24 protein-coding genes are annotated in these 26,007 nt (G+C 73.8%); 15 read left to right on the top strand and 9 right to left on the bottom strand.

The features are described 5' to 3' along the window. Positions 1 to 75 precede the first annotated feature (75 nt). On the top strand, positions 76 to 282 hold the full coding sequence (locus ACI79I_RS15485; protein ID WP_456993205.1) for a hypothetical protein: 207 nt from the start codon (positions 76 to 78) through the stop codon (positions 280 to 282). Positions 283 to 620: 338 nt separating this feature from the next. Further along, entirely contained in the window at positions 621 to 1,022 is a 402-nt protein-coding gene (locus tag ACI79I_RS15480) for a RidA family protein (protein WP_456993204.1), read from the top strand. A 325-nt stretch (positions 1,023 to 1,347) separates the two neighbouring features. On the opposite strand, the gene ACI79I_RS15475 is transcribed toward ACI79I_RS15480, so the two are convergent. After that, positions 1,348 to 1,725, bottom strand: a complete 378-nt coding sequence (locus ACI79I_RS15475; RefSeq protein ID WP_456993203.1) for a response regulator — start codon at positions 1,723 to 1,725, stop codon at positions 1,348 to 1,350. A 497-nt stretch (positions 1,726 to 2,222) separates the two neighbouring features. On the opposite strand from ACI79I_RS15475, the gene ACI79I_RS15470 reads away from it, so the two are divergent. Then, positions 2,223 to 2,684, top strand: coding sequence for a VOC family protein (locus ACI79I_RS15470; RefSeq protein WP_456993202.1), 462 nt, complete (start codon positions 2,223 to 2,225; stop codon positions 2,682 to 2,684). 285 nt (positions 2,685 to 2,969) lie between these two features. Further along, positions 2,970 to 3,620, top strand: coding sequence for an OsmC family peroxiredoxin (locus tag ACI79I_RS15465; protein ID WP_456993201.1), 651 nt, complete (start codon positions 2,970 to 2,972; stop codon positions 3,618 to 3,620). Here ACI79I_RS15465 and ACI79I_RS15460 read toward each other — a convergent pair. Both ACI79I_RS15460 and icmF read right to left on the bottom strand, forming a co-directional pair. After that, positions 3,573 to 4,331 (bottom strand): helical backbone metal receptor, encoded by a 759-nt coding sequence (locus ACI79I_RS15460; RefSeq protein ID WP_456993200.1) that lies wholly within the window; start codon positions 4,329 to 4,331, stop codon positions 3,573 to 3,575. The genes ACI79I_RS15465 and ACI79I_RS15460 overlap by 48 nt on opposite strands. Positions 4,332 to 4,366: 35 nt before the next feature. Further along, positions 4,367 to 7,612 (bottom strand): fused isobutyryl-CoA mutase/GTPase IcmF, encoded by a 3,246-nt coding sequence (icmF, locus tag ACI79I_RS15455; protein ID WP_456993199.1) that lies wholly within the window; start codon positions 7,610 to 7,612, stop codon positions 4,367 to 4,369. A 163-nt stretch (positions 7,613 to 7,775) separates the two neighbouring features. Here icmF and ACI79I_RS15450 point away from each other — a divergent pair, with 163 nt between their 5' ends. Continuing rightward, entirely contained in the window at positions 7,776 to 8,765 is a 990-nt protein-coding gene (locus ACI79I_RS15450) for an NAD(P)H-dependent flavin oxidoreductase (RefSeq protein ID WP_456993198.1), read from the top strand. 13 nt (positions 8,766 to 8,778) lie between these two features. On the opposite strand, the gene ACI79I_RS15445 is transcribed toward ACI79I_RS15450, so the two are convergent. After that, positions 8,779 to 9,318, bottom strand: coding sequence for an N-acetyltransferase family protein (locus tag ACI79I_RS15445; RefSeq protein ID WP_456993197.1), 540 nt, complete (start codon positions 9,316 to 9,318; stop codon positions 8,779 to 8,781). A gap of 62 nt (positions 9,319 to 9,380) precedes the next feature. Here ACI79I_RS15445 and ACI79I_RS15440 point away from each other — a divergent pair, with 62 nt between their 5' ends. Next, a complete protein-coding gene (locus ACI79I_RS15440; RefSeq protein ID WP_456993196.1) occupies positions 9,381 to 11,066 on the top strand; it encodes a ribonuclease J in 1,686 nt (561 codons plus the stop codon). 83 nt (positions 11,067 to 11,149) lie between these two features. On the opposite strand, the gene ACI79I_RS15435 is transcribed toward ACI79I_RS15440, so the two are convergent. After that, positions 11,150 to 11,608, bottom strand: coding sequence for a GNAT family N-acetyltransferase (locus tag ACI79I_RS15435; protein ID WP_456993195.1), 459 nt, complete (start codon positions 11,606 to 11,608; stop codon positions 11,150 to 11,152). 48 nt (positions 11,609 to 11,656) lie between these two features. Here ACI79I_RS15435 and ACI79I_RS15430 point away from each other — a divergent pair, with 48 nt between their 5' ends. After that, positions 11,657 to 12,163: a TVP38/TMEM64 family protein gene (locus ACI79I_RS15430; RefSeq protein ID WP_456993194.1), complete on the top strand. Its 507-nt coding sequence runs from the start codon at positions 11,657 to 11,659 to the stop codon at positions 12,161 to 12,163. 298 nt (positions 12,164 to 12,461) lie between these two features. Here ACI79I_RS15430 and ACI79I_RS15425 read toward each other — a convergent pair whose 3' ends face one another. The 3 genes from ACI79I_RS15425 to ACI79I_RS15415 form a co-directional block, all read right to left on the bottom strand. Then, on the bottom strand, positions 12,462 to 13,214 hold the full coding sequence (locus tag ACI79I_RS15425) for a glycerophosphodiester phosphodiesterase (RefSeq protein WP_456993193.1): 753 nt from the start codon (positions 13,212 to 13,214) through the stop codon (positions 12,462 to 12,464). A 178-nt stretch (positions 13,215 to 13,392) separates the two neighbouring features. After that, positions 13,393 to 14,637, bottom strand: coding sequence for an MFS transporter (locus ACI79I_RS15420; protein WP_456993192.1), 1,245 nt, complete (start codon positions 14,635 to 14,637; stop codon positions 13,393 to 13,395). 121 nt (positions 14,638 to 14,758) lie between these two features. Then, positions 14,759 to 15,679, bottom strand: coding sequence for a LysR family transcriptional regulator (locus ACI79I_RS15415; protein ID WP_456993191.1), 921 nt, complete (start codon positions 15,677 to 15,679; stop codon positions 14,759 to 14,761). Positions 15,680 to 15,766: 87 nt separating this feature from the next. On the opposite strand from ACI79I_RS15415, the gene ACI79I_RS15410 reads away from it, so the two are divergent. The 8 genes from ACI79I_RS15410 to ACI79I_RS15375 all read left to right on the top strand — a co-directional run bounded on the left by ACI79I_RS15410 (position 15,767) and on the right by ACI79I_RS15375 (position 24,166). Continuing rightward, complete coding sequence (locus ACI79I_RS15410) at positions 15,767 to 16,774, top strand: cyclase family protein (protein ID WP_456993190.1); 1,008 nt, start codon at positions 15,767 to 15,769, stop codon at positions 16,772 to 16,774. An 11-nt stretch (positions 16,775 to 16,785) separates the two neighbouring features. Continuing rightward, positions 16,786 to 17,916, top strand: coding sequence for an FAD-dependent oxidoreductase (locus ACI79I_RS15405; protein WP_456993189.1), 1,131 nt, complete (start codon positions 16,786 to 16,788; stop codon positions 17,914 to 17,916). A 94-nt stretch (positions 17,917 to 18,010) separates the two neighbouring features. Continuing rightward, entirely contained in the window at positions 18,011 to 18,949 is a 939-nt protein-coding gene (locus ACI79I_RS15400; RefSeq protein ID WP_456993188.1) for a VOC family protein, read from the top strand. After that, positions 18,949 to 19,926, top strand: a complete 978-nt coding sequence (locus tag ACI79I_RS15395) for a fumarylacetoacetate hydrolase family protein (RefSeq protein WP_456993187.1) — start codon at positions 18,949 to 18,951, stop codon at positions 19,924 to 19,926. The genes ACI79I_RS15400 and ACI79I_RS15395 overlap by 1 nt, the downstream gene beginning before the upstream one ends. After that, on the top strand, positions 19,923 to 20,675 hold the full coding sequence (locus ACI79I_RS15390) for an SDR family NAD(P)-dependent oxidoreductase (RefSeq protein ID WP_456993185.1): 753 nt from the start codon (positions 19,923 to 19,925) through the stop codon (positions 20,673 to 20,675). Before ACI79I_RS15395 ends, ACI79I_RS15390 begins: the two co-directional genes overlap by 4 nt. Before the next feature lie 22 nt (positions 20,676 to 20,697). Next, entirely contained in the window at positions 20,698 to 21,876 is a 1,179-nt protein-coding gene (locus ACI79I_RS15385; RefSeq protein ID WP_456993183.1) for an alpha/beta hydrolase family protein, read from the top strand. 93 nt (positions 21,877 to 21,969) lie between these two features. Beyond that, a complete protein-coding gene (locus ACI79I_RS15380) occupies positions 21,970 to 22,407 on the top strand; it encodes a VOC family protein (RefSeq protein ID WP_456993182.1) in 438 nt (145 codons plus the stop codon). Positions 22,408 to 22,543: 136 nt separating this feature from the next. Next, complete coding sequence (locus tag ACI79I_RS15375; RefSeq protein WP_456993181.1) at positions 22,544 to 24,166, top strand: peptide chain release factor 3; 1,623 nt, start codon at positions 22,544 to 22,546, stop codon at positions 24,164 to 24,166. A gap of 50 nt (positions 24,167 to 24,216) precedes the next feature. On the opposite strand, the gene pgi is transcribed toward ACI79I_RS15375, so the two are convergent. Continuing rightward, positions 24,217 to 25,875 (bottom strand): glucose-6-phosphate isomerase, encoded by a 1,659-nt coding sequence (gene pgi, locus ACI79I_RS15370; RefSeq protein ID WP_456993180.1) that lies wholly within the window; start codon positions 25,873 to 25,875, stop codon positions 24,217 to 24,219. Between the last annotated feature and the right edge of the window lie 132 nt (positions 25,876 to 26,007).

Raw genomic sequence — 26,007 nt, 5'->3', positions numbered from 1 at the left:
CGCCGTTGCGGATGGCCACGCCGGCGCCGGACGCCGTCCACGCCGGGACCGGTGGTCGCCGATACCGTCAGGGGGATGGAGAGGGACGAGGCGTCTCGGCGGTGGCGCACCCGTCTCGTCTTCTCCCTGCTCTTTGTGCTGCTGAGCGCAGGCGTGGCGGTGGTCCACCTCCGCCGCGGCGACACGGTCCTGGGTTGGGTGTGGGTCACCCTGGCCGTCGTGAGCGCGGCCCTCGCCGTCGTCAGCTGGATGAGGCTGCGACGGGGACACTCCCTCCGGTAGCAGACCGCCCAGGGGCGTCGGACCGACCGCCGGCAACCTGCTGAGGAACGACCGAGCTCGATCCCGGCGCCAGTTGGTGGCGGGGTCTTCGAAGGCCTCGGGGACACGCGCGATCGCATCGCCAGGCTGTGTTCCTGCCCCACTCGCGCCGGTTGGCGTCGGCGCCCGGGGCTGCACAGCCGGCTCGCTGACCGGTAGCACCACAGGAGACACGAAGCGTCGGTTTGGGCACCGTGTCGGGGTCCACGCAGCTCGCATGGCTCGGATGCCGCCCGTCCGAGCCACCATTGACCCCTAGGTCGACGCCATCGGGCCGGCCTCTGAGGGAGGGAGCTGCGATGACCGCTACCCGCACACCCGTGAACCCGTGGTCGTGGTCGCTCGCCTACGGGTTCAGCCAGGGGGAGCTCGTGGAAGGCGTGAGCCGGGTACTCGTGCTCTCCGGGCAGGGCCCCGCGGCGGCCGACGGTACGACCCAGCACGCCGGCGACCTCCCGGCCCAGGTGTCTTTGTCGCTCGACAACATCGAGACCGTGCTCGACACAGCCGGGATGACGCTCGGCAACGTCGTCCGCATCAGCGTGTTCACGACCGACGTCGACGCGATGCTGGGCGTCTGGGGCGACCTGACCAAGCGCTTCCAGGCGGCCGGAGTTCGGCCGACGAGCACGCTGGTCGGCGTGACCCGTCTCGCCTTCCCCGAGATGATGGTGGAGATCGAGGCCACCGCCGTCGACTGACCCGCGACCTCCGTCGCCTCTGCGCCGAGCGCTGAACTGGACACATCCGATCACCCCCGTCAGCCGTACTCACCCGGGGCTGACCGCGGCACCAGGCGAGGTCGCCTGAACGGTCGCGTCCCGGCCGCTGTGGGTACACGGGGCGCGGCGCACGGCACGACCCTGGACGGGCCACTGTGGGACAGGAGGTGGCCGTGCCCGCCGTGAGGGCGCCTTCAGCGGCAAGCGCCGGCGCGTACGAGACCTCGGGTTGCCGCGTACCGCTGCCTCCGTCGCCGAGAGCCGATGTCCTCGACGGTGGGGGCCGAGGAGGTGCCCGACGGCATCACAGGCAGTAGGGACAGCCCGTGCCGTCGGCGGCGACCGTGCGCAGGCAGCGGAGCAGCGGACCGAGACGAGTGCCCTTCGGCACCAGGGCGCGAGCACCGGCAACCCCGGCCTCGAGGCGCGCCTCGGAGCCGTCGCCGGTCAACATGATGACCCGGGCGGTGGATCGGGCAGCACGCAACGCTTCCGTAGCCGCGAAGCCACCCATCACCGGCATGGACACGTCCATGAACACGATGTCGGGTCGTAGTCTCTCAGCGGCCGTCAGGACCTGTGACCCGTCCTCGCACTCGCCGACGACGGTGAGGTCGTCCTCGTCGGACAGGGCTTCAGCCAGAGTCCTGCGCACCTCTGGGTGGTCGTCGACGATCAGCACGCGGATGCGGGCGGAGACCCCGCCGCCACAGCAGTCTCCAGTCACCCACGCACTCCTCGTCGGCACGAGGACCTGCCGAGATCTGCTCGTCAGGCAGGTCCGACCATCAGTATCGGCGCTGGGGGACAGCGGTGGCCACTGCGCGCCGGACGAGGTCGCCCCCGGCGATGCGTCTCCGAAGTGGGCCGCTCGGGGACAGAAGGCGGCCCCTGGGCGCTGGGAGAACTGCTCGGGTCACCTCTCGGACAGGGACTTGCGCCCTGTCTCCCGCGCCGCCAGCGGACGTGCGGCGCCAGCCCGGCAACCGGCAACCGGTGGGCCTGCGCGAGATGCGCCCTGACGTCCCCGCGGGAACGTCGTCACGCCGTCCGCCTCGCGCGTTCCCGCGCGAGCGCGCCGGAGCAGCGGCGACCGCCGGCGCCGGCTGTGCCTCGAGCGATGACTCTCGGGCGCCTGTCGGGTCGGTACTGGGGCAGCCCGATCCGTCCCGAGGGGGCATGGTGGAACTCGACCGCGCGACCGTGTGCCTGCCCATCCGGGATCGTTCGGTGTCACACGCCTTCTACAGCGCCCTCGGGTTCGTGGCAGTCGGCGAGCCGGGCAACGACGGCCTCCCCGAGCCCCTGCAGTTCGAGGTCAGCGTCGGTCTGCGCGTGATGCTGATCCCGGCGGTCGGCTTCGGCTGGGTGATCGGTCGGCGACGGTCGACCCGGAGCGCGCACGAGTGCCTGGTCGTGATCGGGCTGGCCACCGATGCCGAGGTCGACGAGCTGATGCGCCGCGCACAGGATGCCGGCGGCGACGTCGTCTACGCCGCCGCGAACCAGACGTGGGGCCCCGCCCCTGCGGATGACGAGCCCGCGGCTGCTCGGAGCCCGGACGCCTACGCCGGCGCGTTCACCGATCCCGACGGCCACATGTGGCAGGTCACCCGCGCGGACGGCGTCCTGTTCCGATGAGCCAGACGCCCCGCCAGCCTCCGCTGCGATCCGGGTCGAGCGCAGTGCGGGTGACGACATCGGCGCGCTCCGGCGCGTCGGGACGACGGAGCCATCGAGGGAGCAGCCGCGACCACGGAACTGATCACCCCACGGCCGTCCCCGTCGACGGAGTGGTGCAGGGGTCGGTGCGCCGGACGAGGACCGCAGCGGCGGATCCGACTGCGGCGGATGGACCACCCGAACGTCCAGATGCCTGCGCGGTCGCGCGTTCGGCGCGGCCGCCCCGAGCCGAGGAGGAGCCCCATGGCCGTCCGCACCGCCCGTACCGCCTGGAACGGCACCCTGCAGGAGGGGTCCGGCCAGGTGGAGCTCAGCAGCTCCGAGGTGGGCACGTTCGACGTCTCCTTCCCCAAGCGCACGGCCGACGACGCCGACGGCACCACGAGCCCCGAGGAGCTGGTCGCGGCAGCTCACTCGTCGTGCTTGTCGATGGCGCTGGCCTACGAGATCGCCAGAGCCGGTGGCACGCCCCAGTCGCTGGAGGTCTCCGCCGACGTGACCCTCGGCCAGGAGGACGGCGCGCCGACCATCACGAGGATCAGCCTGACCGTCCGCGGGGAGGTCGAGGGCCTCGACGCCACGGGGTTCGAGCAGGCCGCTCAGGCCGCCAAGGCCGGTTGTGCGGTCAGCCGAGCGCTCGCCGGGTGGACGACATCACCCTCGACGCCGCCCTGGAGAGCTGACGAGTACTCCACCGCGCGCTCGCGGCGGGCCCCGCGATCGCCCCCAGAGCAGCTGCAGCCCAGGGAGCGCCGGCCCGTGACCCTCGGCTGCCGGCACCGCGTGGACGCTCCCGCGGGGACGTCGTGCGAGCGGCGCCGCCTCCGGACGCGGACACGGCGAACGTCAGCCGCTGATCGCCGCCAGCAGCCGCGCGCGGGCGGGGCCGAGTGACGGGCCGTACCAGGTGAGGTCGCGGCCGGAGACCAGCGCGCACCGCGTGCCGGGGAACGCCTCCGGGCCGTCGTCCGCGGTGAACACGTAGGGCTCGTCGGGGAGGACGACGACGTCCGGCGCCGCGCCGGCGATCTCGTCCGGCGCCACCTTCGGGTAGCGGTCGGCCGCGTCGGCGAAGACGTTGACCAGGCCGAGCCGGGCCAGGACGTCGCCGGTGAAGGTGCGCGGGCCGACGACCATCCACGGGTCGCGCCAGACCGGGACGGCGACCCGCAGCCCGCTCCCCGGCGCCGGCCCGGCCCAGATCGCGGCGGCCTCCGCCAGCCAGTCCGGCTCGCCGGCGTCGAGGACCTCGGTGAACAGCCGGCGCATCGAGGCCAGCGCCTGGTCGACCGACTCGATGACGGTGACCCACACCGGGACGCCGGCCGCGCGCAGCCGGTCGACGTCGAGCCGGCGGTTCTCCTCCCGGTTGGCCACGACCAGGTCGGGGCGCAGCGCCTCGATCGCGGCCCGGTCGGGGTTCTTGGTGCCCCGCACCCGGGTCACGTCGAGGCCGGCGGGGTGGGTGCACCAGTCGGTGGCGCCCACCAGCCGCTCGGGCACGGTGACCGCCAGCGCCTCGGTGAGCGAGGGCACCAGCGAGACCACCCGCCGCGGCGGCCGCGGGAGGTCGACCGGCGTGCCGAGGTCGTCGATGAGCAGCATCCCTCGATCCCCGGGCCCTGCAGCGGGGTCCTTGATCACACGTTGCGGCGGTACTGCCCGCCCACCTCGAAGAACGCCTCGCTGATCTGGCCCAGCGAGCACACCCGGACGGCGTCCATCAGCTCGGCGAAGACGTTGCCGCCCTCCATCGCCACCTGCTGCAGGCGGGCCAGCGCGGCGGGCGCCTCGTCGGCGTGCCGCGCGTGGAAGTCGGCGAGCCGGGCGAGCTGCGACTGCTTCTCCGCCTCCGTGGCCCGCGCCAGCTCCAGCGGCTTGGGTGGGGTCCCGTCGCGGTGCGGGTCGAGGAAGGTGTTGACCCCGACGATCGGCAGGCTGCCGTCGTGCTTGCGGTGCTCGTAGAGCATCGACTCGTCCTGGATCTTGCCGCGCTGGTAGCCGGTCTCCATGGCGCCCAGCACGCCCCCACGCTCGGCGATCCGGTCGAACTCGGCCAGCACCGCCTCCTCGACCAGGTCGGTGAGCTCGTCGATGACGAACGAGCCCTGCAGCGGGTTCTCGTTGCCGGCCAGCCCCCACTCCTTGTCGATGATCACCTGGATGGCCAGGGCGCGGCGCACCGAGTGCTCCGACGGCGTGGTCACCGCCTCGTCGTAGGCGTTGGTGTGCAGGCTGTTGGCGTTGTCGTAGATCGCGCAGAGGGCCTGCAGGGTCGTCCGGATGTCGTTGAAGTCCATCTCCTGGGCGTGCAGCGACCGGCCCGAGGTCTGCACGTGGTACTTCAGCTTCTGCGACCGCTCGGCGGCGCCGTAGCGATCCTTCATCGCCACCGCCCAGATGCGGCGGGCGACCCGGCCGATCACCGAGTACTCGGCGTCCATGCCGTTGGAGAAGAAGAACGACAGGTTCGGCGCGAAGTCGTCGATGGCCATCCCGCGGGCCAGGTAGGACTCCACGTAGGTGAAGCCGTTGGCGAGGGTGAACGCCAGCTGGCTGATCGGGTTCGCCCCGGCCTCGGCGATGTGGTAGCCGGAGATCGACACCGAGTAGAAGTTGCGCACCCCGTGCTCGATGAACCACTCCTGGATGTCGGCCATGCACCGCAGCGAGAACTCGGTGGAGAAGATGCAGGTGTTCTGGCCCTGGTCCTCCTTGAGGATGTCGGCCTGCACCGTGCCGCGGACGGTGGCCAGCACCCAGGCCCGGATCTCCTCGGCCTCGACCGCGTCGGGCTCGCGCCCCTCCTCGGCGCGGAAGGCGTCCAGCCGCTGGTCGATCGCGGTGTCGAGGAACATCGCGAGGATGGTCGGCGCCGGACCGTTGATGGTCATCGACACCGACGTCGTGGGCGCGCAGAGGTCGAAGCCGGAGTAGAGGACCTCCATGTCGTCGAGCGTCGCGATCGAGACCCCCGAGGTGCCGACCTTGCCGTAGACGTCCGGCCGCGGGTCGGGGTCGCGCCCGTAGAGGGTGACGGAGTCGAACGCCGTCGACAGCCGGGTGGCCTCGTTCCCGGCGCTCAGGAGCTGGAACCGGCGGTTGGTGCGGAACGCGTCGCCCTCGCCGGCGAACATCCGGGCCGGCGCCTCGCCGGCCCGCTTGAACGGGAAGACGCCGGCGGTGAACGGGTAGAACCCGGGCAGGTTCTCCCGCCGCAGGAAGCGCAGCAGGTCGGCCTCGTCGGTGGTGCGGGGCAGCGCCACCCGGCGCACCGGGTTGCCCGACAGCGTCTCGCGGGTCAGCGGCGTGCGGATCTCCCGGCCACGCACGGTGTAGACGTACTCGTCGCCGGAGTAGTCCTCGACGCGGGCCGGCCACTCCTCCAGCAGTGTCCGGACCTCGGGCAGCAGCTCGGCGTCGGCGGCCTCGAGCAGCTCCCGCACCCGGTCGGCGGCCGGGTCCTCCCCCAGCAGGTCGGCGGTGGTCCGCAAGGACTGCCGCCGCCGGACGACGTCGGCCTGCTCCTCGGTGCGGCGGTGGTGGGCGCGGACGGCCTCGGCGACCTCGGCCAGGTACCGCGACCGCTGGGGCGGCACCACGCTGGACAGGCCGCTCGACGCCATGACGTCGACCCGCGGCAGCACGCCGGACCCGACCGGCAGGCCCTTCCCGGCGAGCAGGCCGAGCAGGTGCTGGTAGAGCGCCGTCACCCCGTCGTCGTTGAACCGGGCGGCGCTGGTACCGAAGACCGGCATCTGCTCCCACGGCTGGCCGAAGGCCTCCCGGTTGCGCAGCATCTGCCGGGCCACGTCGCGGCGGGCGTCCTCGGCCCCCCGCCGCTCGAACTTGTTGATGGCCACGGCGTCGGCGAAGTCGAGCATGTCGATCTTCTCCAGCTGCGAGGCGGCGCCGAACTCCGGCGTCATGACGTAGAGCGCGACGTCGGAGAACGGGACGATCCCGGCGTCGCCCTGACCGATGCCCGGCGTCTCGACGACGACCAGGTCGAACCCGGCCGCCTTGACGGCGCACAGGACGTCGTCGAGGTGCTCGGGCGTCTCCGCCCCGGCCGACCGGGTGGCCAGCGAGCGGAAGAAGGTGTGCGACCCCTCGCCGGTCTCCAGGGCGTTCATCCGGATCCGGTCCCCGAGCAGCGCCCCGCCGCCGCGGCGCCGCGTCGGGTCGATCGCGAGGACGGCGACCCGCAGCTTGTCCTCCTGGTCCAGCCGCAGCCGGCGCAGCAGCTCGTCGGTGAGCGAGGACTTGCCCGAGCCGCCGGTGCCGGTGATGCCCAGCACCGGCACGGTCCGCGCCGCGGCGGCCTCCCGCACCCGCCCGGCCAGCTCCGGGTCGCGCCCGGCCTCGAGCACGGTGATCGCGCGGGCCAGCGCCGCCGGCTCGCCGGTGAGCAGCGCGTCGACGTCGGGGCCGTGGGCCGTGAGGTCGACGTCGCACGCGCGGACCAGCTCGTTGACCATCCCGGGCAGGCCCAGCCGCGCGCCGTCCTCCGGGGAGAAGATGCGCACCCCGCGCTCCCGGAGCAGCGCGATCTCCTCGGGCACGATCACGCCCCCGCCGCCGCCGAACACCTGGACGTGCCCCGCACCGGCCTCGGCCAGTCGCTCGACCAGGTAGGTGAAGTACTCGACGTGACCGCCCTGGTAGGAGGAGATCGCCACCCCCTGCACGTCCTCCTCCAGCGCCGCCCGGACGACGCTGTCGACGCTGCGGTCGTGGCCGAGGTGGACCACCTCGGCGCCCTGGCTCTGCAGCAGCCGCCGCATCACGTTGATCGCCGCGTCGTGCCCGTCGAACAGGCTGGCCGCGGTCACGAACCGGACCGGGTGGACGGGGACGTGCAGGTCGGACGGCTGGGCGGGCATGCCACTCCCTGGTCTCCGGCCGGGCGACGTCGCCCCGCCGAATTTAGTTGGACGTCCTAGTATCCGCGCCCGCACCGGCCGGTGTCCACCGGCGACGAAGGACCCTTGACGCCCTGCACGGGGAGCGCGACGGTCGGCCCTCGGCGCAGCGCGAGGAGGCGCCATGGTGTCCACCCGGTTCACCGAGCTGACCGGCTGCTCCGTCCCGGTGCAGCAGGCGCCGATGGGTGCGGTGGCCGGGCCCGCCCTGGTCGCGGCGGTGGCCGAGGCCGGCGCCGTCGGCACGCTGGGCGCGCTCGGCATGACGGCCGACCAGGTCCTCCGCGCGATCGAGGAGGTGCGCGCCCGCACCTCCGGCGTCCTCTCGGTCAACCTCCCGACCGAGGACGTCGACGAGGACGTCGTCGCGGCCGCCGCGGAGCGGGTCCGGCTGGTCGACTTCTTCTGGCTGGCGCCGCGCCCGCGGCTGGTGGAGCAGGTGCACGCCGCCGGAGCGCTCGCCGGCTGGCAGGTCGGCTCGCTCGACGAGGCGCGGGCCGCCGAGGACGCGGGGTGCGACCTGGTCACCGTCCAGGGCGTGGAGGCGGGCGGGCACATCCGGGGCGACCGGCCGCTGCGGCCCCTCCTCGAGGAGGTCCTCGGCGCCGTCTCCGTCCCGGTCCTGGCCGCCGGCGGCATCACGACCGGGCGTGCCCTGGCCGCGGTGCTGGCCGCGGGGGCGGACGGGGCCCGGATCGGCACGCTGTTCCTCGCCACCGAGGAGTCGGCCGCCCACCGCGACTACAAGCGGGCGGTGCTCGGCGCCGGCCCGGGCTCCACCGTGGTGACCGGCGCCTTCGCCACGCAGTGCCCGCTGTGCGCCACCAGCCCCCGCGCCCGGGTCCTCCGCACCGCGGTGCAGGAGGTCGGCCGGTTCCCCGGGGACGTCGTCGGCACCGTCCGGGTCGGCGGCGAGGAGGTCCCGCTCCCCCGCGGCGCGGGCCTGCCGCCGGTCACCGCGGTCTCCGGGACGGTCGAGGCGATGGCGCTGTACGCCGGCGAGGGCGTGGGCGAGGTGACCGCCGTCCGGCCGGCCGGGGAGGTGGTCGCCGAGCTCGCGGCCGCCGCCGACCGCGCGCTCGGACCCGGCGCCGGGCGCTCCCCCGCACGCTGAGCGGGACGGACCGTCAGCGCAGCGGCTCGGGCTCGCCGTCGTCGTCCACCCCGTCGCCGAGGGGTCGCTGACTCCAGGCGACGTCGTGCCAGCGGCCGAGCTTCCAGCCGACCCGGCGGTAGGTGCCGCACGGTGCGAACCCCAGCGCGGCGTGCAGGCCGGCGCTGGCCTCGTTGGGCAGCACGATGCCGGCGAAGGCCATCCGGTAGCCGCGGGCGGCGAGCCGGTCGAACAGGACGGTGTAGAGCGCCCGCCCGGCGCCCGGGCGGCGGCGTCCTCGCTCGGTGTAGACGCTCACCGACGTCGACCAGCGGTAGGCGGGGCGGGTCATGAACGGGCCGCCGTAGGCGTAGCCGGCCACCCGGCCGGCGTCCTCGAGCACCACCCAGGCGTGCGTGCGCAGGCCGGCCGCGATGCGCGCGCCCATCTCCGCGGCGTCGGGCGGTTCGGTCTCGAAGGAGATGGCGGTGTCCCGCACGTAGGGCGCGTAGACCTCGGCGCACCCGACCGCGTCCGCCTCCGTGGCCTCCCTGACCAGCCAGCCCTCCGCCACGGACCCATCCAACCGGCCCTAGGGTGCGCCGGCGCACGAGGGGGCCGCCGTAGCGTTGTGGCATGAGCCATGCGCACCCGGACCTCCGCACGCCCCCGCCCCTGCCCGACGGCGGCCTGCGGGTGGTGGCCCTCGGCGGCCTGGGCGAGATCGGCCGCAACATGACCGTCTTCGAGCACGCGGGCCGGCTGCTGATCGTCGACTGCGGCGTGCTGTTCCCCGAGGAGCACCAGCCGGGGGTCGACGTGATCCTCCCGGACTTCACCTCGATCCGGGACCGGATGGACGACGTCGAGGCGATCGTCCTCACCCACGGCCACGAGGACCACATCGGCGGGGTGCCCTACCTGCTGCGCGAGCGGCGCGACATCCCGCTGGTCGGCTCCCGGCTCACACTGGCCTTCCTCGACGCCAAGCTCAAGGAGCACCGCATCCGGCCGGCCACCCGCCAGGTGAGCGAGGGCGACCGGCTGTCGTTCGGCCCGTTCGACTGCGAGTTCGTCGCGGTCAACCACTCGATCCCCGACGCGCTCGCCGTGGCGATCCGCACGCCCGCCGGGATGGTGCTGCACACCGGCGACTTCAAGATGGACCAGTTCCCCCTCGACCGGCGGATCACCGACCTGCGCGCCTTCGCCCGGCTCGGCGAGGAGGGGGTCTCGCTGTTCCTGACCGACTCGACCAACGCCGAGGTCCCCGGGTTCACCACGTCCGAGGGCGAGCTGGTGCCGGCGATCGAGACGGTGTTCCGGACCGCGCCCAAGCGGGTCATCGTCTCCAGCTTCGCCAGCCACGTGCACCGCATCCAGCAGATCCTCGACGTCGCGCACGCGCACGGCCGCAAGGTGGCGTTCGTGGGGCGCTCCATGGTGCGCAACATGGGCATCGCGCGGGACCTGGGCTACCTGTCGGTGCCACCCGGGCTGCTCGTGGACATGCGTGAGCTGGAGAAGCTCCCCGCCGACCAGGTGTGCCTGATCTGCACCGGGTCGCAGGGCGAGCCGATGGCGGCGCTGTCGCGGATGGCCAACCGCGACCACGTCATCCGCATCACCGAGGGCGACACCGTCCTGCTGGCCAGCTCGCTCATCCCGGGCAACGAGAACGCCGTGTACCGGGTGATCAACGAGCTCACCCGGTGGGGCGCGAACGTCGTCCACAAGGGCAACGCCAAGGTGCACGTCTCCGGGCACGCCAGCGCCGGCGAGCTGGCCTACTGCTACAACGTCGTCCGGCCGCGCAACGTCATGCCGGTGCACGGCGAGTGGCGGCACCTGCGGGCCAACGCCGACATCGCGGTCAAGACCGGCGTCCACCCGCGCGGGGTGGTCATCGCCGAGGACGGCGTCGTCGTGGACCTGGTCGACGGCAAGGTGCGGATCACCGGCAAGGTCCCCGCCGGCAACGTCTACGTCGACGGCACCACCGTCGGCGGCGCCACCGAGGCCCACCTGCGCGACCGGCGCACCCTGGCCCAGGAGGGCGTCATCACCGTGGTGGCCATCGTGGACGCCGACACCGGGCAGCTGGCCGAGGAGCCGGACTTCCTCGCCCGCGGGTTCGTGCACGACGAGGCGACGTTCGAGACGGCGATCCCGGTGATCGAGAAGGCGCTGGCCAAGGCGGCCGAGGAGGGGGTCGGCGGCGGGGTGCAGCTCGAGCAGCTGATCGGCCGGGCGGTCTCGGGCTGGGCGGACAAGACCTACCGGCGTCGCCCGATGGTCATCCCGATCGTCGTGGACGCCTGACGCTCACCCCGCATGCACATCAGCCGGCTCCCGCGCTCCCGTCCGCTCCTCGCTCGTACCTCGCTGCGATGCTCCCGGGGCTGTCAGCCGGCATGGCGGTAGGCCGTGACCCAGAGCCCCGGCACCACCTCCCGGTCCCCGGTCGGGACGAACCCGAGCCGCTCGTAGAGCGCCCGGGCGGGGGCGTTGGCCCGGCCGGTGGCGACGACGGCGGGGCGCCCGTCGGCCCGGGCGAGCAGGGTTCGCACCAGCGCCGTCCCGATCCCGCGCCGGGCGGCGGCGGGGGCGACGACCAGCCGCTCGACGTCGAGGAGGGCGCCGTCCTCGGTCCAGGCGACGGCCCCGGCGAGCCGGCCGTCGTCGTCGAGCGCGCCCAGCCAGGACAGGCCCGCGCCGCGGAGGCCGGCGAGGTCCTCGCGCAGCGGCGGGATCCGGTCGTCGCCGATCAGCGCGGCCTCGACCGCGTAGGCGGCGGCCTGGACGGCGAGCAGCTCCCGGGCGCGGGCCTCGTCGGTGACGGGGTCGATCCGCTCGATGCGCACGGCGGGCAGCCTGCCAGCGGCCGGCGCCGGCTCGTCGTCCTGGGGCTGGTGCTGGCCGGCGCCGTCGTCCTGGCGCTGACCGTCGACCGGCCCGGCGTCCCGGCCCTGCGCGGCTGGCTGCACGACGCGGGGCCGCTCGGGTGGGCCGCCGTCGTCCTGGGCTGCGCCGGGGCGCTGATGACACCCGTGCCGCGGACGGCGCTGTCGGTGCTGCTCGGCGCCGCGGCCGGCTTCCCGGCGGGGCTGGCGGTGGCGGTCGCCGCCGGCTGGCTCGGCGGCCTGGGCGGGTTCACGGTGGCCCGCCACCTGGGCCGGGACGCCGTCGCCCGGTTCACCGGCCGGCGGCTGGCGCGCGCCGACCGGCTGTTCCGCGACCGCGGCTTCCTCGCCGTGCTCGCCGCGCGGGTCAGCCCGGTGCCGTTCTGGATCGTCAGCTACGCGGCGGGGCTGTCCAGCGTGCGCCCGTGGCCGCACGCGCTCGGCACGGCCGTCGGGGTGGTGCCCGGCGCGGTGCTGCACGTCGGCATCGGCGCCTCGGTGCTGGGCTGGCTGTAGCCGCAGATCACGGATCGGTCACGATCCGCCCGTGAGAGTGTGCTCTGGCCGCCACCTGACGAGAAGGTGAACACCAGGTGAACGAGAGGTGGCCACCATGCGAGACGAGAAGTGTCCCGAGTGTCGGTGGGTGTCCGTGGTGGACGCGTCCGGGCGCCGGCACATGGAGATGCGCTGGAACGCCGCGGAGCGGGTGGGCCGGCAGGAGCAGCGCGCCGCCTGACCCGCACTCGGCCGACCGACCAGCCCGTCCGGACCTCGTCCGGGCGGGCTGGTCCGCGCATCCCGGGACTCCCGGTCAGGCGGCCGCCCCCGCGAGGGCGCTGACGAGGCCCACAGGGTCGTCGGTGCACACCATGTCGACCCTCTCGGCGGCCAGGCCGGCCACTTCGTCCGGGTCGTCGACGACGCCGACGCCGACCAGCAGGCCGAGTGCGCGGACGCGGGCCACCACCCCGGGGTCGCGGCGCACGTGCAGCGGAGACAGGTGGACGTCGGTCAGGCCGCGCTCACGGGCCTGACGGGCGGCCCGGTCCGGATCGAGCTCCGGCGCGACGATGAGGGCGCTGGAGACCGTGCCGCACCCGGACAGCGACGCGGCGGTGACCAGGTCGAACGACGTCGTGGTGACGCGGTCGGCGCGGGGCAGCCGGCGACGGCGGTCGATCAACAACGCGGCCAGCAGGTTCGCCGTCCGCCACGCCTCCTCGCCGCCATCCTCGGGCTTCACCTCGGTCAGGACGTGCGCCCCGAACACCGCGGCGAGATCGAGCACCGCCCCCAGGGTCGGGACGACGGTGCCGCCCGGGAGCTCGACGTCCAGCAAGTCGGCCGACGCGGTCTGCGCGACCAGGGGCCCGGTGCCGGGGCCGGTGCCGAGCACCCGCCCGAGGTCTCGGTCGTGGGACAGCACGAGGACGCCGTCCGCGGTGCTCCGGACGTCGACCTCGACCCCGTCGGCGCCGCCCTCCAGGGCGGTGCGGACGGCGGCGAGGGTGTTCTCGGGGGAACGGGCGCAGGTGGGCGTGCCGCGATGGCCGATGACGCGCATGTCCGCACGCTGTCGGGGCCGGGCGGCGAGCCCGTGACGCCGACACGAGCCGCGGGTGTCCGGCTCGTGAAGCCCAGCCCGGCCCGCCCGACCCCTGGACCGCACCCCACCCGCACGAGTCGGCCGGCCGCACCCCTCGAACGAGGGGCGCGGCCGGCCGGAGCGAGCGCGGGAGCCGTCAGTGGGCGACCGCCGGGTCCGCGGCCGCGGTCGGCCGGGCCAGGCGCACACCGACCGCCGCGACGACGGCGAGGGCGCCGATCACCATCAACGCCGAACCCAGCCCGCTGATCGCCCCGCTGAGCCCCAGCACGACGAGCGGGCAGACGAACTGGCCGATGAACATCGCCGACGTCCAGACGCCGGTGCCGCGGCCGCGCTGCTCGAAGCCCAGCGACCCGAGCGCCCAGCTGAGCATCGAGGGCAGCAGCAGCCCGTTGCCGAACCCGGTGACCACGGCGAACGCGACCACCATCGGCACCGAGCCGGCGAGGCCCAGCCCGACGAGCCCCACCCCGGAGAGGGCGAAGGCCGCCGGCACGGTGACCGCAGGGCCCAGGGGGGCGAAACGGGCGAACAGGAACCCGCCGACCGCCGTGCCCAGCGAGGCGATGGCGCTCACGGCGCCGATGGTCCCGGTGGACTCGACCCCGATGCCGTCCAGGACGAACGACAGCTCGACGATGAGCACGTAGAAGACCAGGCCCCCGAAGAGGGTGACGCCGACCGGCGCCGCGAGCCGGCGCCACGGCATCGGCGGCAGCTGCTCGGTCCGGGCGACGGGCGTCGGCTGCCACACGTACCTCGCGGCGAGCACCGCCAGGGGCAGGCTGACCGCGTACAGCCAGAACGGCGTGCGCCAGTCCTGGGCGCCGAGGGCGCCGCCGAGGCCGAAGAAGACGGTCGCCGCGACCGTGGTGAACACGACCTGGAGGCCGAAGTAGCGCTCCCGCTGCGAACCGTGGAAGTAGTCCCCGAGCAGCGTGGTGCAGCAGGTCATGATCGCTGCCTCGGTGAGCCCCACCAGCACGCGGCTGGCCACGATGAGCTGGAGGGAGTCCAGCCACAGGGGCGCGGTGCCGGCCACGGCGTAGGCGACCAGGGCGCCGACGAGCAGCCGCTTGCGGCCGACCCGGTCCACGATCCGCCCGGCGACCATCGCGGTCAGGCCGATGACCAGCGCCGGCGCGGTGAGCACGATGGGGGTCAGGGCCTCGACGCCCGGCGTGCCGGCGAAGGCGTCCTGGATGCGCGGCAGCACGGGGGCCAGGAGCACCGACCCCAGCACGCCGAGGCAGCTGGACAGCAGCAGGACCAGGGCCTGCGGGAGGCCGGCCGGGCGCCCGGTGGCGGGGTCGACGGCGACCTCGCCGGCCAGCGGCTCCGCGACGACCTGGGCAGGGGTCGTGACCTGTTCCGACACGGGCACTCCTCGATCGGGCGCCGGTCCCGTGACCGGCGTCACTGGGCGAGGAGTGTGCGCACCGCGGCGGACATCAGGGAACGGCGAAGTCCTGATGCGTCCTATCAGCGTGGCTGATGCCTCACTCGACCGGGTCGGTCGCCTGCCGGGCGGCGCGCGCCACCAGGCCGCGGAAGAACTGGTGCTCCGGGTCGCCGTCGTACAGCGGGTGCCACCACATCGCCTCCAGCAGCGGCCCGACGTCGAACGGCGGCGGCAGCGCCCGGACGCCGGCGTCCAACGGGAGCAACTGGACCAGCCGCTCCTGCAGCAGCGCGATCCGGCCGCTGCCGGCCACCAGCCCCGGCACGGTCAGGAAGCTCTCGGTCACCACCTGGACGCGGGGCTCGATGCCGAGCATCCGCATCTGCCGCGCGGCCGGGGTGGACGCCGTCGGCCCGTGGTAGGTGACCACCCACGGCATCGTCTGCAGGTGCTCGACGGTGAGCGACTCCCCCACCTCGGCGTTGTCGGAGGAGACGACGAGCACCCACCGGTCGCGGTGGAGGTCGGCGTAGGGCAGGTCCGAGAGGAAGCCGCGCGGCAGCACCATCAGGTCGGTGTTCAGCAGCGTCTGCTGGGCCTGGTCGACCGCGTCCGGGGTGTTGTGCGCCAGCCGCAGGCGCGCCCCCGGCGCCTCCTCCTCCAGCAACTGGGCCAGCGTGTCCCCGAGGACGGCGCAGCCGTAGTCGCTGATCAGCACGGAGAACTCGCGGGTCGACTCGGCGGGGTCGAAGTCCGGCTGGGCGGTGAACACCCGCTCCACCCCGTCGAGGGCCAGTCGCACCCGCGGCTTGAGCTGCGCGGCCAGCGGCGTCAGCCGGTAGGAGTTGCCGACCCTCGAGAGCAGCTCGTCGCCGAAGTGCCGGCGCAGCCGCGCCAGGGACGCCGACAGCGCCGGCTGGCTGAGCCCCAGCTGCTGGGCCGCCCGCGTGACGCTGCGCTGGTCGAGCAGCGCGTCCAGCGAGACCAGCAGGTTGAGGTCGAGGTTGGCCAGGTTCACGGTCGCGCAGCCTATAGACGACGTTGATGACCGGCATCACCCTTTCGGTCTTCCCTGATACCCCGGCGAGCCCCGACCGTGGACGGCGTGACCCGCACCACCACCGACGTCCCGCCGCTGGACCGCACCGACCCCGAGGGCGCCATCGCCGCCGCCGCGAAGCGCTGCTCGAACTGGGGCCGCTGGGGTGCCGACGACGTCCTCGGCACGCTGAACTTCCTCGACGAGGCCAAGCGCGTCGAGGGCGCCCGCCTCGTCCGCCGCGGGGTGAGCTTCTCGCTGGCCCAGCGCTTCGACACGGACGGCCCGCAGAAGGGCTGGCGGCGGCGCACCAACCCGGTGCACACCATGACCGACACCGGCGTGGACGCCGAGCGCGGCACCCAGGGCTTCCCGCACGGCATCGGCGGCGCCGACGACGTCGTCTTCATGCCGCTGCAGTGCTCGACCCAGTGGGACGGCCTCGGCCACATCTTCGACCACGGCATGGCCTACAACGGCCGCCGCGCGGGTGACGTCGTCACCAGCGAGGGCGACTCGGTGACCGGCATCGAGACCGTCGCCTCGCTCATCGCCGGCCGCGGGGTCCTGCTCGACGTCGGGCGCGCCATCGGCACCGACGGCGAGCTGCCCGACGGGTTCGCCATCACCGCGGAGCACCTGGCGGCCACCATCGCCGCCCAGGGCGAGAGCGCCCGGGTCGGCCGCGGCGACCTCCTGCTCGTGCGCACCGGCCGGCTCACGCGAGCCCGCCGCGACATCGCCGAGGGACGCGGCTGGGGTGACTACGCCGGCGGCGCCGCCCCCGGCCTGTCGTTCACCACCGCCGACTGGCTGCACGCCTCCGAGATCGCCGGCGTCGCCACCGACACCTGGGGCTTCGAGGTCCGGCCCAACGAGTTCGACGTCGCGTTCCAGCCGCTGCACCAGGTCGCCATCCCGAACATGGGCCTGTTCATCGGCGAGATGTGGGACCTCGACGCGCTCGCGGCCGACTGCGCCGCCGACGGCCGGTGGGACTTCTTCCTGACCGCCGCCCCCCTGCCCGTGACCGGCGCCGTCGGGGCCCCGGTCAACCCGATCGCCGTCAAGTGAGGGAGCCGACCGTGCCCGCCGTCAACTCGGTCCTCGTGGTCGGTGCCGGCCTCGCCGGCACCGCCACCGCCATCCGCCTCGCCGAGGCCGGCGTCGCCGTCGACCTGGTCGAGATCAAGCCCGAGACCACCGCGCTGGGCTCCGGCATCACGCTGCAGGGCAACGCGCTGCGCGAGCTGCGCACCCTGGGGGTCTGGGACCGGGTGCGCGCCAGCGGCTACGCCTTCGACGTCACCGGCATCCGCGCCCCCGACCCGGCCGGCACGGTGGTCGCCGAGATCCCGGACGCCAAGACCGGCGGCCCCGACCTCCCGGCCGCCATGGGCATGTCCCGTCCCGAGCTGGCCCGGATCCTCGTCGACCGCGCCGCCGAGGTCGGGGTCAAGGTCCGCTTCGGGACGACGCACACCGAGCTGCGCCAGGACGAGGACGGCGTCGACGTCGCCTTCGCCGACGGGTCGACGGGGCGCTACGACCTCGTCGTCGGCGCCGACGGCGTCCGCTCCTGGACCCGGCGGGCGCTGGGCATCGACCTGGAGACCCGGTCGGTCGGCATGGGCATCTGGCGGGTGTTCGGCCCCCGGCCGGCGAGCGTCACCCGCACCGACCTCTTCTACGGCGGGCCCTCCTTCATCGCCGGCTACTGCCCCACCGGCGAGGACAGCCTCTACGCCTACATCGTCGAGCCCGCCCAGGACCGCTCCACGCTGACGCCCGAGCAGCAGCTGGCCACGATGAGAGAGCTCTCGCAGGCCTACCACGGCCCCTGGGACGAGATCCGGGAGACGCTCACCGACCCGACCCGGGTCAACTACACCTGGTTCGAGACGCACGTGCTCCCCGCGCCCTGGAACCGCGGCCGGGTCGTCCTCATCGGCGACGCCGCGCACACCTGCCCGCCCACCATCGCCCAGGGCGGCGCGCAGGCGCTCGAGGACGCCTACGCGCTCACCGACCTGCTGCTGACCCGCGACGCCGTCGACGGGGACCTCTGGGACGCCTTCACCGCCCGCCGGTTCGAGCGCGCCACGACCGTCGTCGAGGCCTCCAACCAGGTCGCCCAGTGGCAGCTCGACCACGTCCAGGGCGACGTCCCCGCGGTGATGCGCCGCATCGCCCAGCTGACCAGCCGGCCCGCCTGAACCCCCACCCCGCCCGCCAGATCTGCACAGTGGTCGCCATCAGACCGGTGACGGTGACCACTGGGCAGATCTCGCGCCGAACCGAGGACCAGTCATGACCCTGCGCCTGATCACCCACCTGCGGCACGTCGACCTGGCCGTGCCCGACCTCGCCGTCCAGCGGCAGTTCTTCACGAACACCTGGGGCCTGAAGGAGGAGCACACCGACGCAGGCCTCACCTTCCTCGCCGCCGAGGGCAGCCCCGAGCAGTACGTCGTCCGGCTGCGGGAGTCCGCCGACAAGCGGATCGACCTCATCTCGTTCGGGGCGAAGGACGCCGCCGACGTCGACACGCTCGCCGGCCGGCTGGCGGCCGACGGCGTGCAGCTGGTCACCGAGCCCGGGACGCTGCAGACCCCCGGCGGGGGCTACGGCTTCCGGTTCTTCGACAACGAGGGCCGCACGATCGAGATCAGCTCCGACGTCGCCGTGCGGCAGCACCGGCCGATCGAGGAGGGCGAATCGGTCCCGGTGCGCCTCTCCCACGTGGTCCTCAACTCCGCGGACCCCGAGGCCACCGTCGCCTTCTACGACCGGCACCTGGGCTTCTCGCTGTCGGACACGCTGATGCACCCGCGCATGGGTTCGATGATGTGGTTCCTGCGCACCAACGCCTGGCACCACTCGATGGCGATCGCCCGCGGCCCGCACCCGTCGCTGCACCACGCGAGCTTCGAGCTGCGCGGCATCGACGAGTACATGCGCGGCACCGGCCGCCTGCTGCGCGCGGGCGTGGAGAAGATCTGGGGCCCCGGTCGGCACATGGCCGGCAACAACACCTTCTCCTACTTCCTCGACCCACACGGCAACACCGTCGAGTACACGACCGAGCTGGAGGTCCTCGACGAGGACACCTGGCACCCGCACGTCTACGACTTCACCCGGCCCGAGGTCTCCGACCAGTGGGGCACGGCCAACGCCATGAACGAGTTCGTGGCCGCGAAGTCGTTCAACGACCCGGACAAGGGCCTGTTCGTGGCCCCGCCGGTCTGATGCGGTTCGCCACCTGGGAGGCCGACGGCCGGGTCCGCGCCGGCGTCGTCAGCACCCTCCCCGACGGCACGGCCGGGCTGCACGAGCTCCCCGCGCGGACGACGGTGCTCGACCTCGTCCGCGCGGGGCTGCCGGCCGCTCTCGACCTCGGTGCGGTCGCCCTGGACCGGCCGGCCGTGCCGATCGACGACGTCCGGCTGCTGCCGCCGCTGGCGGCGCCGACGGTGCGCGACTTCGTCGCGTTCGAGGAGCACGTGGAGGGCATGGTCGCCCCGAGCGGCGAGGCGGTCGTGCCGGAGTGGTACCAGGCACCGACCTTCTACTTCACCAACCCGTACGCGCTCGTCGGCGCGTTCGACGACGTGCCCGTCCCGCCGGGCTCGCAGCGGTTCGACTTCGAGCTCGAGGTCGCCGTCGTCGTCGGCCGGGACGGTGCGTCGCTGACTCCCGAGCAGGCCCGCGACCACGTCTTCGGCTACACCGTCCTCAACGACTGGTCGGCCCGGGACCTGCAGTTCCGGGAGATGGCGGTCAAGCTCGGCCCGGCCAAGGGCAAGGACTCCGCCACCACCCTGGGCCCGTGGCTGGTCACCGCCGACGAGCTCGAGCCCCACCGCGACGACGAGGGCTTCCTCGGGCTGGACCTGCGGGTGTCGGTGAACGGCACCGAGGTCGGCCAGGACCTGCTGTCCAACATGGGCTGGCCGTTCGAGGAGCTCATCAGCTACGCCTCCCGCGGCACCGAGGTCCGCGCCGGGGACGTGCTCGGCTCGGGCACCTGCGGCAACGGCGGCTGCCTGGCCGAGCTGTGGGGCCGCCGCGGCGAGGCCGCTCCTCCCCCGCTGCGCCCCGGTGACGTCGTCGAGATGACCGTCGAGGGCATCGGCACCATCCGCAACCGCGTCGTCGAGGGCCTGGACCTGCCGCCGGTCCGCCCGGCCCGGCCCCGGCCACGGGTCCGGGAGCGACCCGCATGAGGCTGCGGGGCGAGGTCGTCGTCGTCACCGGCGCCGGCCAAGGACAGGGCGCCGCGGAGGCGCGGCTGCTCGCCGCCGAGGGCGCCACGGTCGTCGGCTGCGACCGCACCCCGGAGCCGGCCGAGGACCTGCCGGGCGTGGAGTACCGGCAGCTCGACGTGACCGACGCCGACGGCTGGGCCGCGCTCGCCGACGATCTGCGAGCCCGGTACGGCGTCGTCTCCGGGCTGGTCGCCAACGCCGGTATCACCTGGCGGGCCCGGCTGGCCGACCTCGACCCCACCGACCTCGCGCGGGTCGCCGACGTCAACGTCACGGGCACGCTCCTCGGCATCCAGGCGCTCACCCCGCTGATGACCGCCGGCGGGTCGGTGGTCGTCGTCGGCTCGGTCGCCGCGCTGACCGGCCACTTCCCCGTCGCGTACACCGCGTCGAAGTGGGCGCTGCGCGGGCTGGCGAAGGCCGCGTGCCTGGAGCTGGGTCCGCGCGGCATCCGGGTCAACACCGTCCACCCCGGCTACATCGAGACGCCGATGACCGCCTCGGCGGCTCCGGCGTTCCGCGCCGCCAACGTCGCCGAGACCCCGCTCGGCCGCACGGGCACCGTCGACGAGGTCGCCCCGCTGGTGGCCTTCCTGATCAGCGACGAGGCCTCCTTCATCACCGGCGCCGAGATCCCCGTGGACGGCGGGATGACCGCCCACGGCGGCGTGAAGAGCATCAGCGACGCCGTCCGCGCCGCCTCCTGAACCACCCGAGAGGAACCGCACCGTGTTCGAGTACTTCCCCACCGGCCCCTACACCTGGAACCTCAGCGTCGTCGCGACGCTGAACTCCGGCGGCCTGATCGACGAGGTCGACCGCGCGTGCCGGCCGATCAAGGACGCCGCCAACGCCGGCGAGGACGCCGGGACGTCGGACTTCCTGCGCGCGTGGACGGCGCTGACCGACCAGCTCGTCGCCCAGGCCGAGGAGGCCGAGAAGGCCGGGCACACCCGCACCGCCGGGCAGCTGTACTCCCGCGCCACGAACTACCTGGCCCAGGCCGAGCGGATGCTCGCGCACTCCGACCCGAACCGGGTGCCGACGTACACGCGGCTGCTGGAGCTGGCGCAGAAGGCCTTCGAGCTGCACAGCCCGCGCGTCTCCCGCGTCGAGATCCCCTACGAGGGCACCACGCTGCCGGCCTACTTCAGCGCCGCCCCGGCCACCGACGACGGCCCCGCACCGGTGATGGTGCTGGTCAACGGCCTGGACTCCACCAAGGAGCACATGTACTCCTCGAACCACTGGGAGGAGCTGGCCGCCCGCGGCATCTCCTGCCTGATGCTCGACCAGCCCGGGACCGGTGAGGCGCTGCGGCTGCAGGGGCTGACCGCGCGCATCGACACCGAGGTCTGGGCCGGCGCGGCCGTCGACTGGCTGGAGACCCGCGCCGACGTCGACGCGAGCCGGATCGGCATCGTCGGCTGGTCGCTCGGCGGCTACTACGCCCCCCGCGCCGCCGCGTTCGAGAAGCGCTTCGCCCTCTGCGTCGCCTGGGGCGCCAACCACGACTGGGGCGCGGTCCAGCGCCGCCGCAAGGAGCGTGAGGGCGAGCGGCCGGTTCCCCACTACTGGGAGCACGTGCTCTGGGTGTGGGGCAAGGACGGCGACGAGCACTCCCTCGACGCCTTCCTCGACTTCGCCGACGACGTCCACCTCGACGGCGTCGTCGAGCACATCACCGTGCCGTTCCTCATCGCCCACGGCGCGGGCGACCGGCAGATCCCGCTGGAGATGGCGCACCGCTCCTACGAGCAGGCGGTCAACTCGCCCAAGCGCGAGCTCCGCGTCTTCACCGCCGAGGAGGGCGCGACCGAGCACATCGGCCTGGACCACCTGCCGCACGTGAGCACGTTCATCGCCGACTGGGTGGCCGACACCTTCGCCGAGCTCGGGCGGGGCTGAGCCCGACCGACGCACTCCGCGGCGCCCGCAGCGGAGTGCGTCGGTCTCCCGGAGGAGGCCGGTCGGGTCCTCGGTCCCCTACGTTCCGGGGGCATGACGGTTCACCGGTTGGACCACGTCGGCGTCGTGGTCGAGGGCCTCGCCGCGGCCATCGCGTTCTTCGTCGAACTGGGCCTGGAACTGGAGGGCGAGACCGCGGTCGAGGGTGAGTGGGTGGACCAGCTGGTCGGGCTGGACGGCGTCCGGGCGGACCTCGCCTTCCTGCGGACGCCGGACGGCCACGGTCGGGTCGAGCTGTCGAGGTTCTCCGCGCCGGCGGCCACCAACACTGCCCCGATGGCGCCGGTGGACACCCCGGGGATCCCCCGCCTCACGTTCGTCGTCGATGCCGTCCACGACGTCCTCGGCCGCCTGCGCGCCCACGGCGCCGAACTCGTGGGCGAGGTGGCGCAGTACGGGGACGTCTACCGGTACTGCTACGTCCGCGGCCCCGAGGGCGTCGTCATCGGGCTGGTCGAGGAGCTCCGCTGAACGGTATGGCGCACCCCCGGCACTCCTGCGTGCCGTAACGTCGGAGGGAGGGGCACCCCGGAACTGCGCGCGGTCTGCCGCAGGTCAGCGGTCCGGGAACGGTCGCCCCGCCCCGCGCGCGTCCCCAGGAGTCCCCGTGAGCACGTCCCCCATGGCCCCCGCCCCCGCACGCCCGGCGGGCGACCCGATCGTCGGGGAGGCCGCCCGGCGGCGGACGTTCGCGGTGATCAGCCACCCGGACGCCGGGAAGTCGACCCTCACCGAGGCCCTGGCCCTGCACGCGCGCGTCATCGGCTCGGCCGGCGCGGTGCACGGCAAGGCCGGCCGGCGCGGCACCGTGTCCGACTGGATGGACATGGAGCGCGACCGCGGCATCTCGATCACGTCGGCGGCCCTCCAGTTCGCCTACCGCGACTGCGTGGTGAACCTGCTGGACACCCCCGGGCACGCGGACTTCTCCGAGGACACCTACCGGGTGCTGACCGCGGTCGACGCCGCGGTGATGCTCGTCGACGCCGCCAAGGGCCTCGAGGCGCAGACCATGAAGCTGTTCGCCGTCTGCAAGCACCGCGGCATCCCGGTGATCACCGTCGTGAACAAGTGGGACCGGCCCGGCATGGACCCGCTCGCGCTGATGGACGAGATCACCGAACGCACCGGCCTCACGCCCACGCCCCTGACCTGGCCGGTGGGCATCGCCGGCGACTTCCGCGGCGTCCTCGACCGGCGCGACGGCACCTACCGGCACTTCACCCGCACCGCGGGCGGCGCCACCGTCGCCCCCGAGGAGGTCCTCCCCGCCGACGCGGCGGCCGCGCGCGAGGGCGACGCCTGGCGGCAGGCGGTCGAGGAGTCCGACCTGCTCACCGAGACCGGCGCCGAGCACGACCAGGAGCTCTTCCTGGCCGGGGTCACCACGCCGGTGCTCTTCGCCTCCGCCGTCTCCAACTTCGGCGTCGGCCAACTGCTGGACGTCCTCGTCGACCTGGCCCCGGCGCCCACCGCCCGACCCGACGCCGCCGGCCGGCCGCACCCGCTGGACGCCCCGTTCAGCGCCTTCGTCTTCAAGGTGCAGGCCGGGATGGACACCGGCCACCGGGACCGGCTGGCCTACATCCGGGTCTGCTCGGGGGTCTTCGAGCGCGGCATGGTGGTCACCAACGCGCGCACCGGCCGGCCGTTCGCCACCAAGTACGCCCAGCAGGTCTTCGGTCGCGACCGGGAGACCATCGAGACCGCCTACCCCGGGGACGTCGTCGGCCTGGTGAACGCCGCGGCGCTCGGGGTCGGCGACACCCTCCACGCCGGGCAGGCGGTCACCTACCCCCCGGTGACCACCTTCGCGCCCGAGCACTTCGCGGTCGCCCGGGTGGCCGACACCAGCCGCTACAAGCAGTTCCGCAAGGGCGTCGAGACGCTGGCCGGCGAGGGCGTCGTCCAGGTGCTGGTCTCCGAGCGGCGCGGGGACGGCGCCCCGGTGTTCGCCGTGGTGGGCCCGATGCAGTTCGAGGTGGCCGCCCACCGGATGGAGCACGAGTTCGGCGCCCGGGTCTCCCTGGAGCCCCTGCCCTACACCCTCGCCAGGGTCACCGACGCGGCGTCGGCCGCCGAGCTCGCCGCCGTCCGCAGCGCCGAGGTGCTCCAGCGCCCCGACGGGCAGCTGCTGGCGCTGTTCACCGACAAGTGGTCGCTGCGGGTGCTCGAGCAGAACAACCCGCACCTCACCCTGGTCCCGATGGTGGCCGCCGACCTCGGCTGACCGCCCGGCCGGCCCCTCGGACCGGCCGGCCCCTCAGACCGGCCGGCCCCTCAGACCGGCCGGCCGCGCAGCCGGCGGTAGTGCTCGACCAGGGCCGTCGTCGAGGGGTCCTGGTCGACCTCGGGCGCCTCGGTGGCGGTGAGCGCCGGCTCGAGCTGGCGGGCCATGACCTTGCCCAGCTCCACGCCCCACTGGTCGAACGAGTCGATCTGCCAGATGACGCCCTCGGTCATCACGGTGTGCTCGTAGAGGGCCACCAGCTGGCCCAGCGTGGAGGGCGTCAGCTTCGGTGCGAGGATCGTCGTCGACGGCCGGTTGCCGGGCATCACCTTGTGCGGCACCAGCTCCGCCGGCGTCCCGTCGGCGGCCACCTCCTCGGCGGTCTTCCCGAAGGCCAGCACCGCCGACTGGGCGAACAGGTTGGCCATGAGCAGATCGTGCATGTCGCCGATGTCGTGGTTGGGCTCGCCGAAGCCGATGAAGTCCGCGGGCACCAGCGTCGTCCCCTGGTGCAGCAGCTGGTGGAAGGCGTGCTGGCCGTTGGTGCCCGGCTCGCCCCAGTAGACCTCGCCGGTCGACGTCGTCACCGGCTGCCCGTCCCACCGGACCGACTTGCCGTTGCTCTCCATCGTCAGCTGCTGCAGGTAGGCCGGCAGCCGGGAGAGGTACTGGCTGTAGGGCAGCACGGCGTGGGTCTGGGCGCCGAAGAAGTCCGTGTACCAGACGTTGACCAGCCCCTGCAGCACCGGCAGGTTCGCCTCGAACGGCGCCGTCCGGAAGTGCTCGTCGATGGTGGCGAAGCCGGCGAGCATCTCGTCGTAGGCCTCCGGACCGATCGCGACCATGAGCGAGAGCCCGATCGCCGAGGTGAAGGAGTACCGGCCGCCCACCCAGTCCCAGAACTCGAACATGTTGTCCGGGTCGATGCCGAACTCCCGCACCGCCTCGGTGTTGGTCGACACCGCGACGAAGTGCTTGGCCACCGCTGACTCGTCCCCGCCCAGGCCGTCGAGCAGCCACTGACGGGCGACCTTGGCGTTGGTCAGCGTCTCCAGCGTGGTGAACGTCTTGGAGCAGACGACGAACAGCGTCTCGGCCGGGTCGAGGTCGCGGCTGGCCTCGGCGAAGTCGGTCGGGTCGACGTTGGAGACGAACCGCGCGGTGAGGTCGCGGTCGCTGTAGGCCCGCAGCGCCGTGTAGGCCATCGCCGGGCCGAGGTCGGAGCCCCCGATGCCGATGTTCACGACGTTCCGGATGCGCCGGCCGGTGTGCCCGACCCACTCCCCGGACCGGACCCGCTCGGCGAACGACCGCATCCTCGCCAGCACCGCGTGCACGTCCCGGGTCACGTCCTGCCCGTCGACGACCAGGTCCCGGTCGGCTGGTGCACGCAGCGCCACGTGCAGGACGGCGCGGTCCTCGGTCGGGTTGACGTGCCCGCCGCGGAACATCGCGTCGATCCGCTCGCGCAGCCCGGCCCGCTCGGCCAGCGCGACCAGCAGCCGGAGCGTCTCGTCGGTGACCCGGTGCTTGGACCAGTCCAGGTACAGGTCACCGGCGCGCGCGGCCATCCGCCGTCCGCGGTCGGGGTCCTCGGCGAACAGGTCGCGCAGGTGCCGGCCGGCGATGGCGCGGTGGTGCTCGACCAGCGCCGCCCACTCCGGCATCGCAGTGATGTCCACCGTGGTGTCCGTGCCTGTGCTGCTCATGGTGCCTCCGGGCGGTCGGGGTTCCCCTCAGCCTGGTAGGCCGCGCACCAGCAGCACAAACGCGCGGGACGCCGGGTCACGGCGTCGGGGCGACGATCTCGCTGGCGAACCGCTCGTACAGCGCGGCCATCG

This window comes from Geodermatophilus sp. SYSU D01105 (genome assembly GCF_054050095.1).
This window is presented reverse-complemented; position numbering and strand designations above follow the sequence as displayed.

What these genes read in the sequence shown, in the direction of transcription:
- ACI79I_RS15460 (WP_456993200.1), bottom strand. Translation starts at nt 4,331, where the DNA reads ATGCTGCTCATCGACGACCTCGGCACGCCGGTCGACCTCCCGCGGCCG.
- icmF (WP_456993199.1), bottom strand. Translation starts at nt 7,612, where the DNA reads ATGCCCGCCCAGCCGTCCGACCTGCACGTCCCCGTCCACCCGGTCCGG.
- ACI79I_RS15440 (WP_456993196.1), top strand. Translation starts at nt 9,381, where the DNA reads ATGAGCCATGCGCACCCGGACCTCCGCACGCCCCCGCCCCTGCCCGAC.
- ACI79I_RS15450 (WP_456993198.1), top strand. Translation starts at nt 7,776, where the DNA reads ATGGTGTCCACCCGGTTCACCGAGCTGACCGGCTGCTCCGTCCCGGTG.
- ACI79I_RS15400 (WP_456993188.1), top strand. Translation starts at nt 18,011, where the DNA reads ATGACCCTGCGCCTGATCACCCACCTGCGGCACGTCGACCTGGCCGTG.
- ACI79I_RS15390 (WP_456993185.1), top strand. Translation starts at nt 19,923, where the DNA reads ATGAGGCTGCGGGGCGAGGTCGTCGTCGTCACCGGCGCCGGCCAAGGA.
- ACI79I_RS15465 (WP_456993201.1), top strand. Translation starts at nt 2,970, where the DNA reads ATGGCCGTCCGCACCGCCCGTACCGCCTGGAACGGCACCCTGCAGGAG.
- ACI79I_RS15425 (WP_456993193.1), bottom strand. Translation starts at nt 13,214, where the DNA reads ATGCGCGTCATCGGCCATCGCGGCACGCCCACCTGCGCCCGTTCCCCC.
- pgi (WP_456993180.1), bottom strand. Translation starts at nt 25,875, where the DNA reads ATGAGCAGCACAGGCACGGACACCACGGTGGACATCACTGCGATGCCG.
- ACI79I_RS15485 (WP_456993205.1), top strand. Translation starts at nt 76, where the DNA reads ATGGAGAGGGACGAGGCGTCTCGGCGGTGGCGCACCCGTCTCGTCTTC.
- ACI79I_RS15480 (WP_456993204.1), top strand. Translation starts at nt 621, where the DNA reads ATGACCGCTACCCGCACACCCGTGAACCCGTGGTCGTGGTCGCTCGCC.
- ACI79I_RS15380 (WP_456993182.1), top strand. Translation starts at nt 21,970, where the DNA reads ATGACGGTTCACCGGTTGGACCACGTCGGCGTCGTGGTCGAGGGCCTC.
- ACI79I_RS15470 (WP_456993202.1), top strand. Translation starts at nt 2,223, where the DNA reads ATGGTGGAACTCGACCGCGCGACCGTGTGCCTGCCCATCCGGGATCGT.
- ACI79I_RS15395 (WP_456993187.1), top strand. Translation starts at nt 18,949, where the DNA reads ATGCGGTTCGCCACCTGGGAGGCCGACGGCCGGGTCCGCGCCGGCGTC.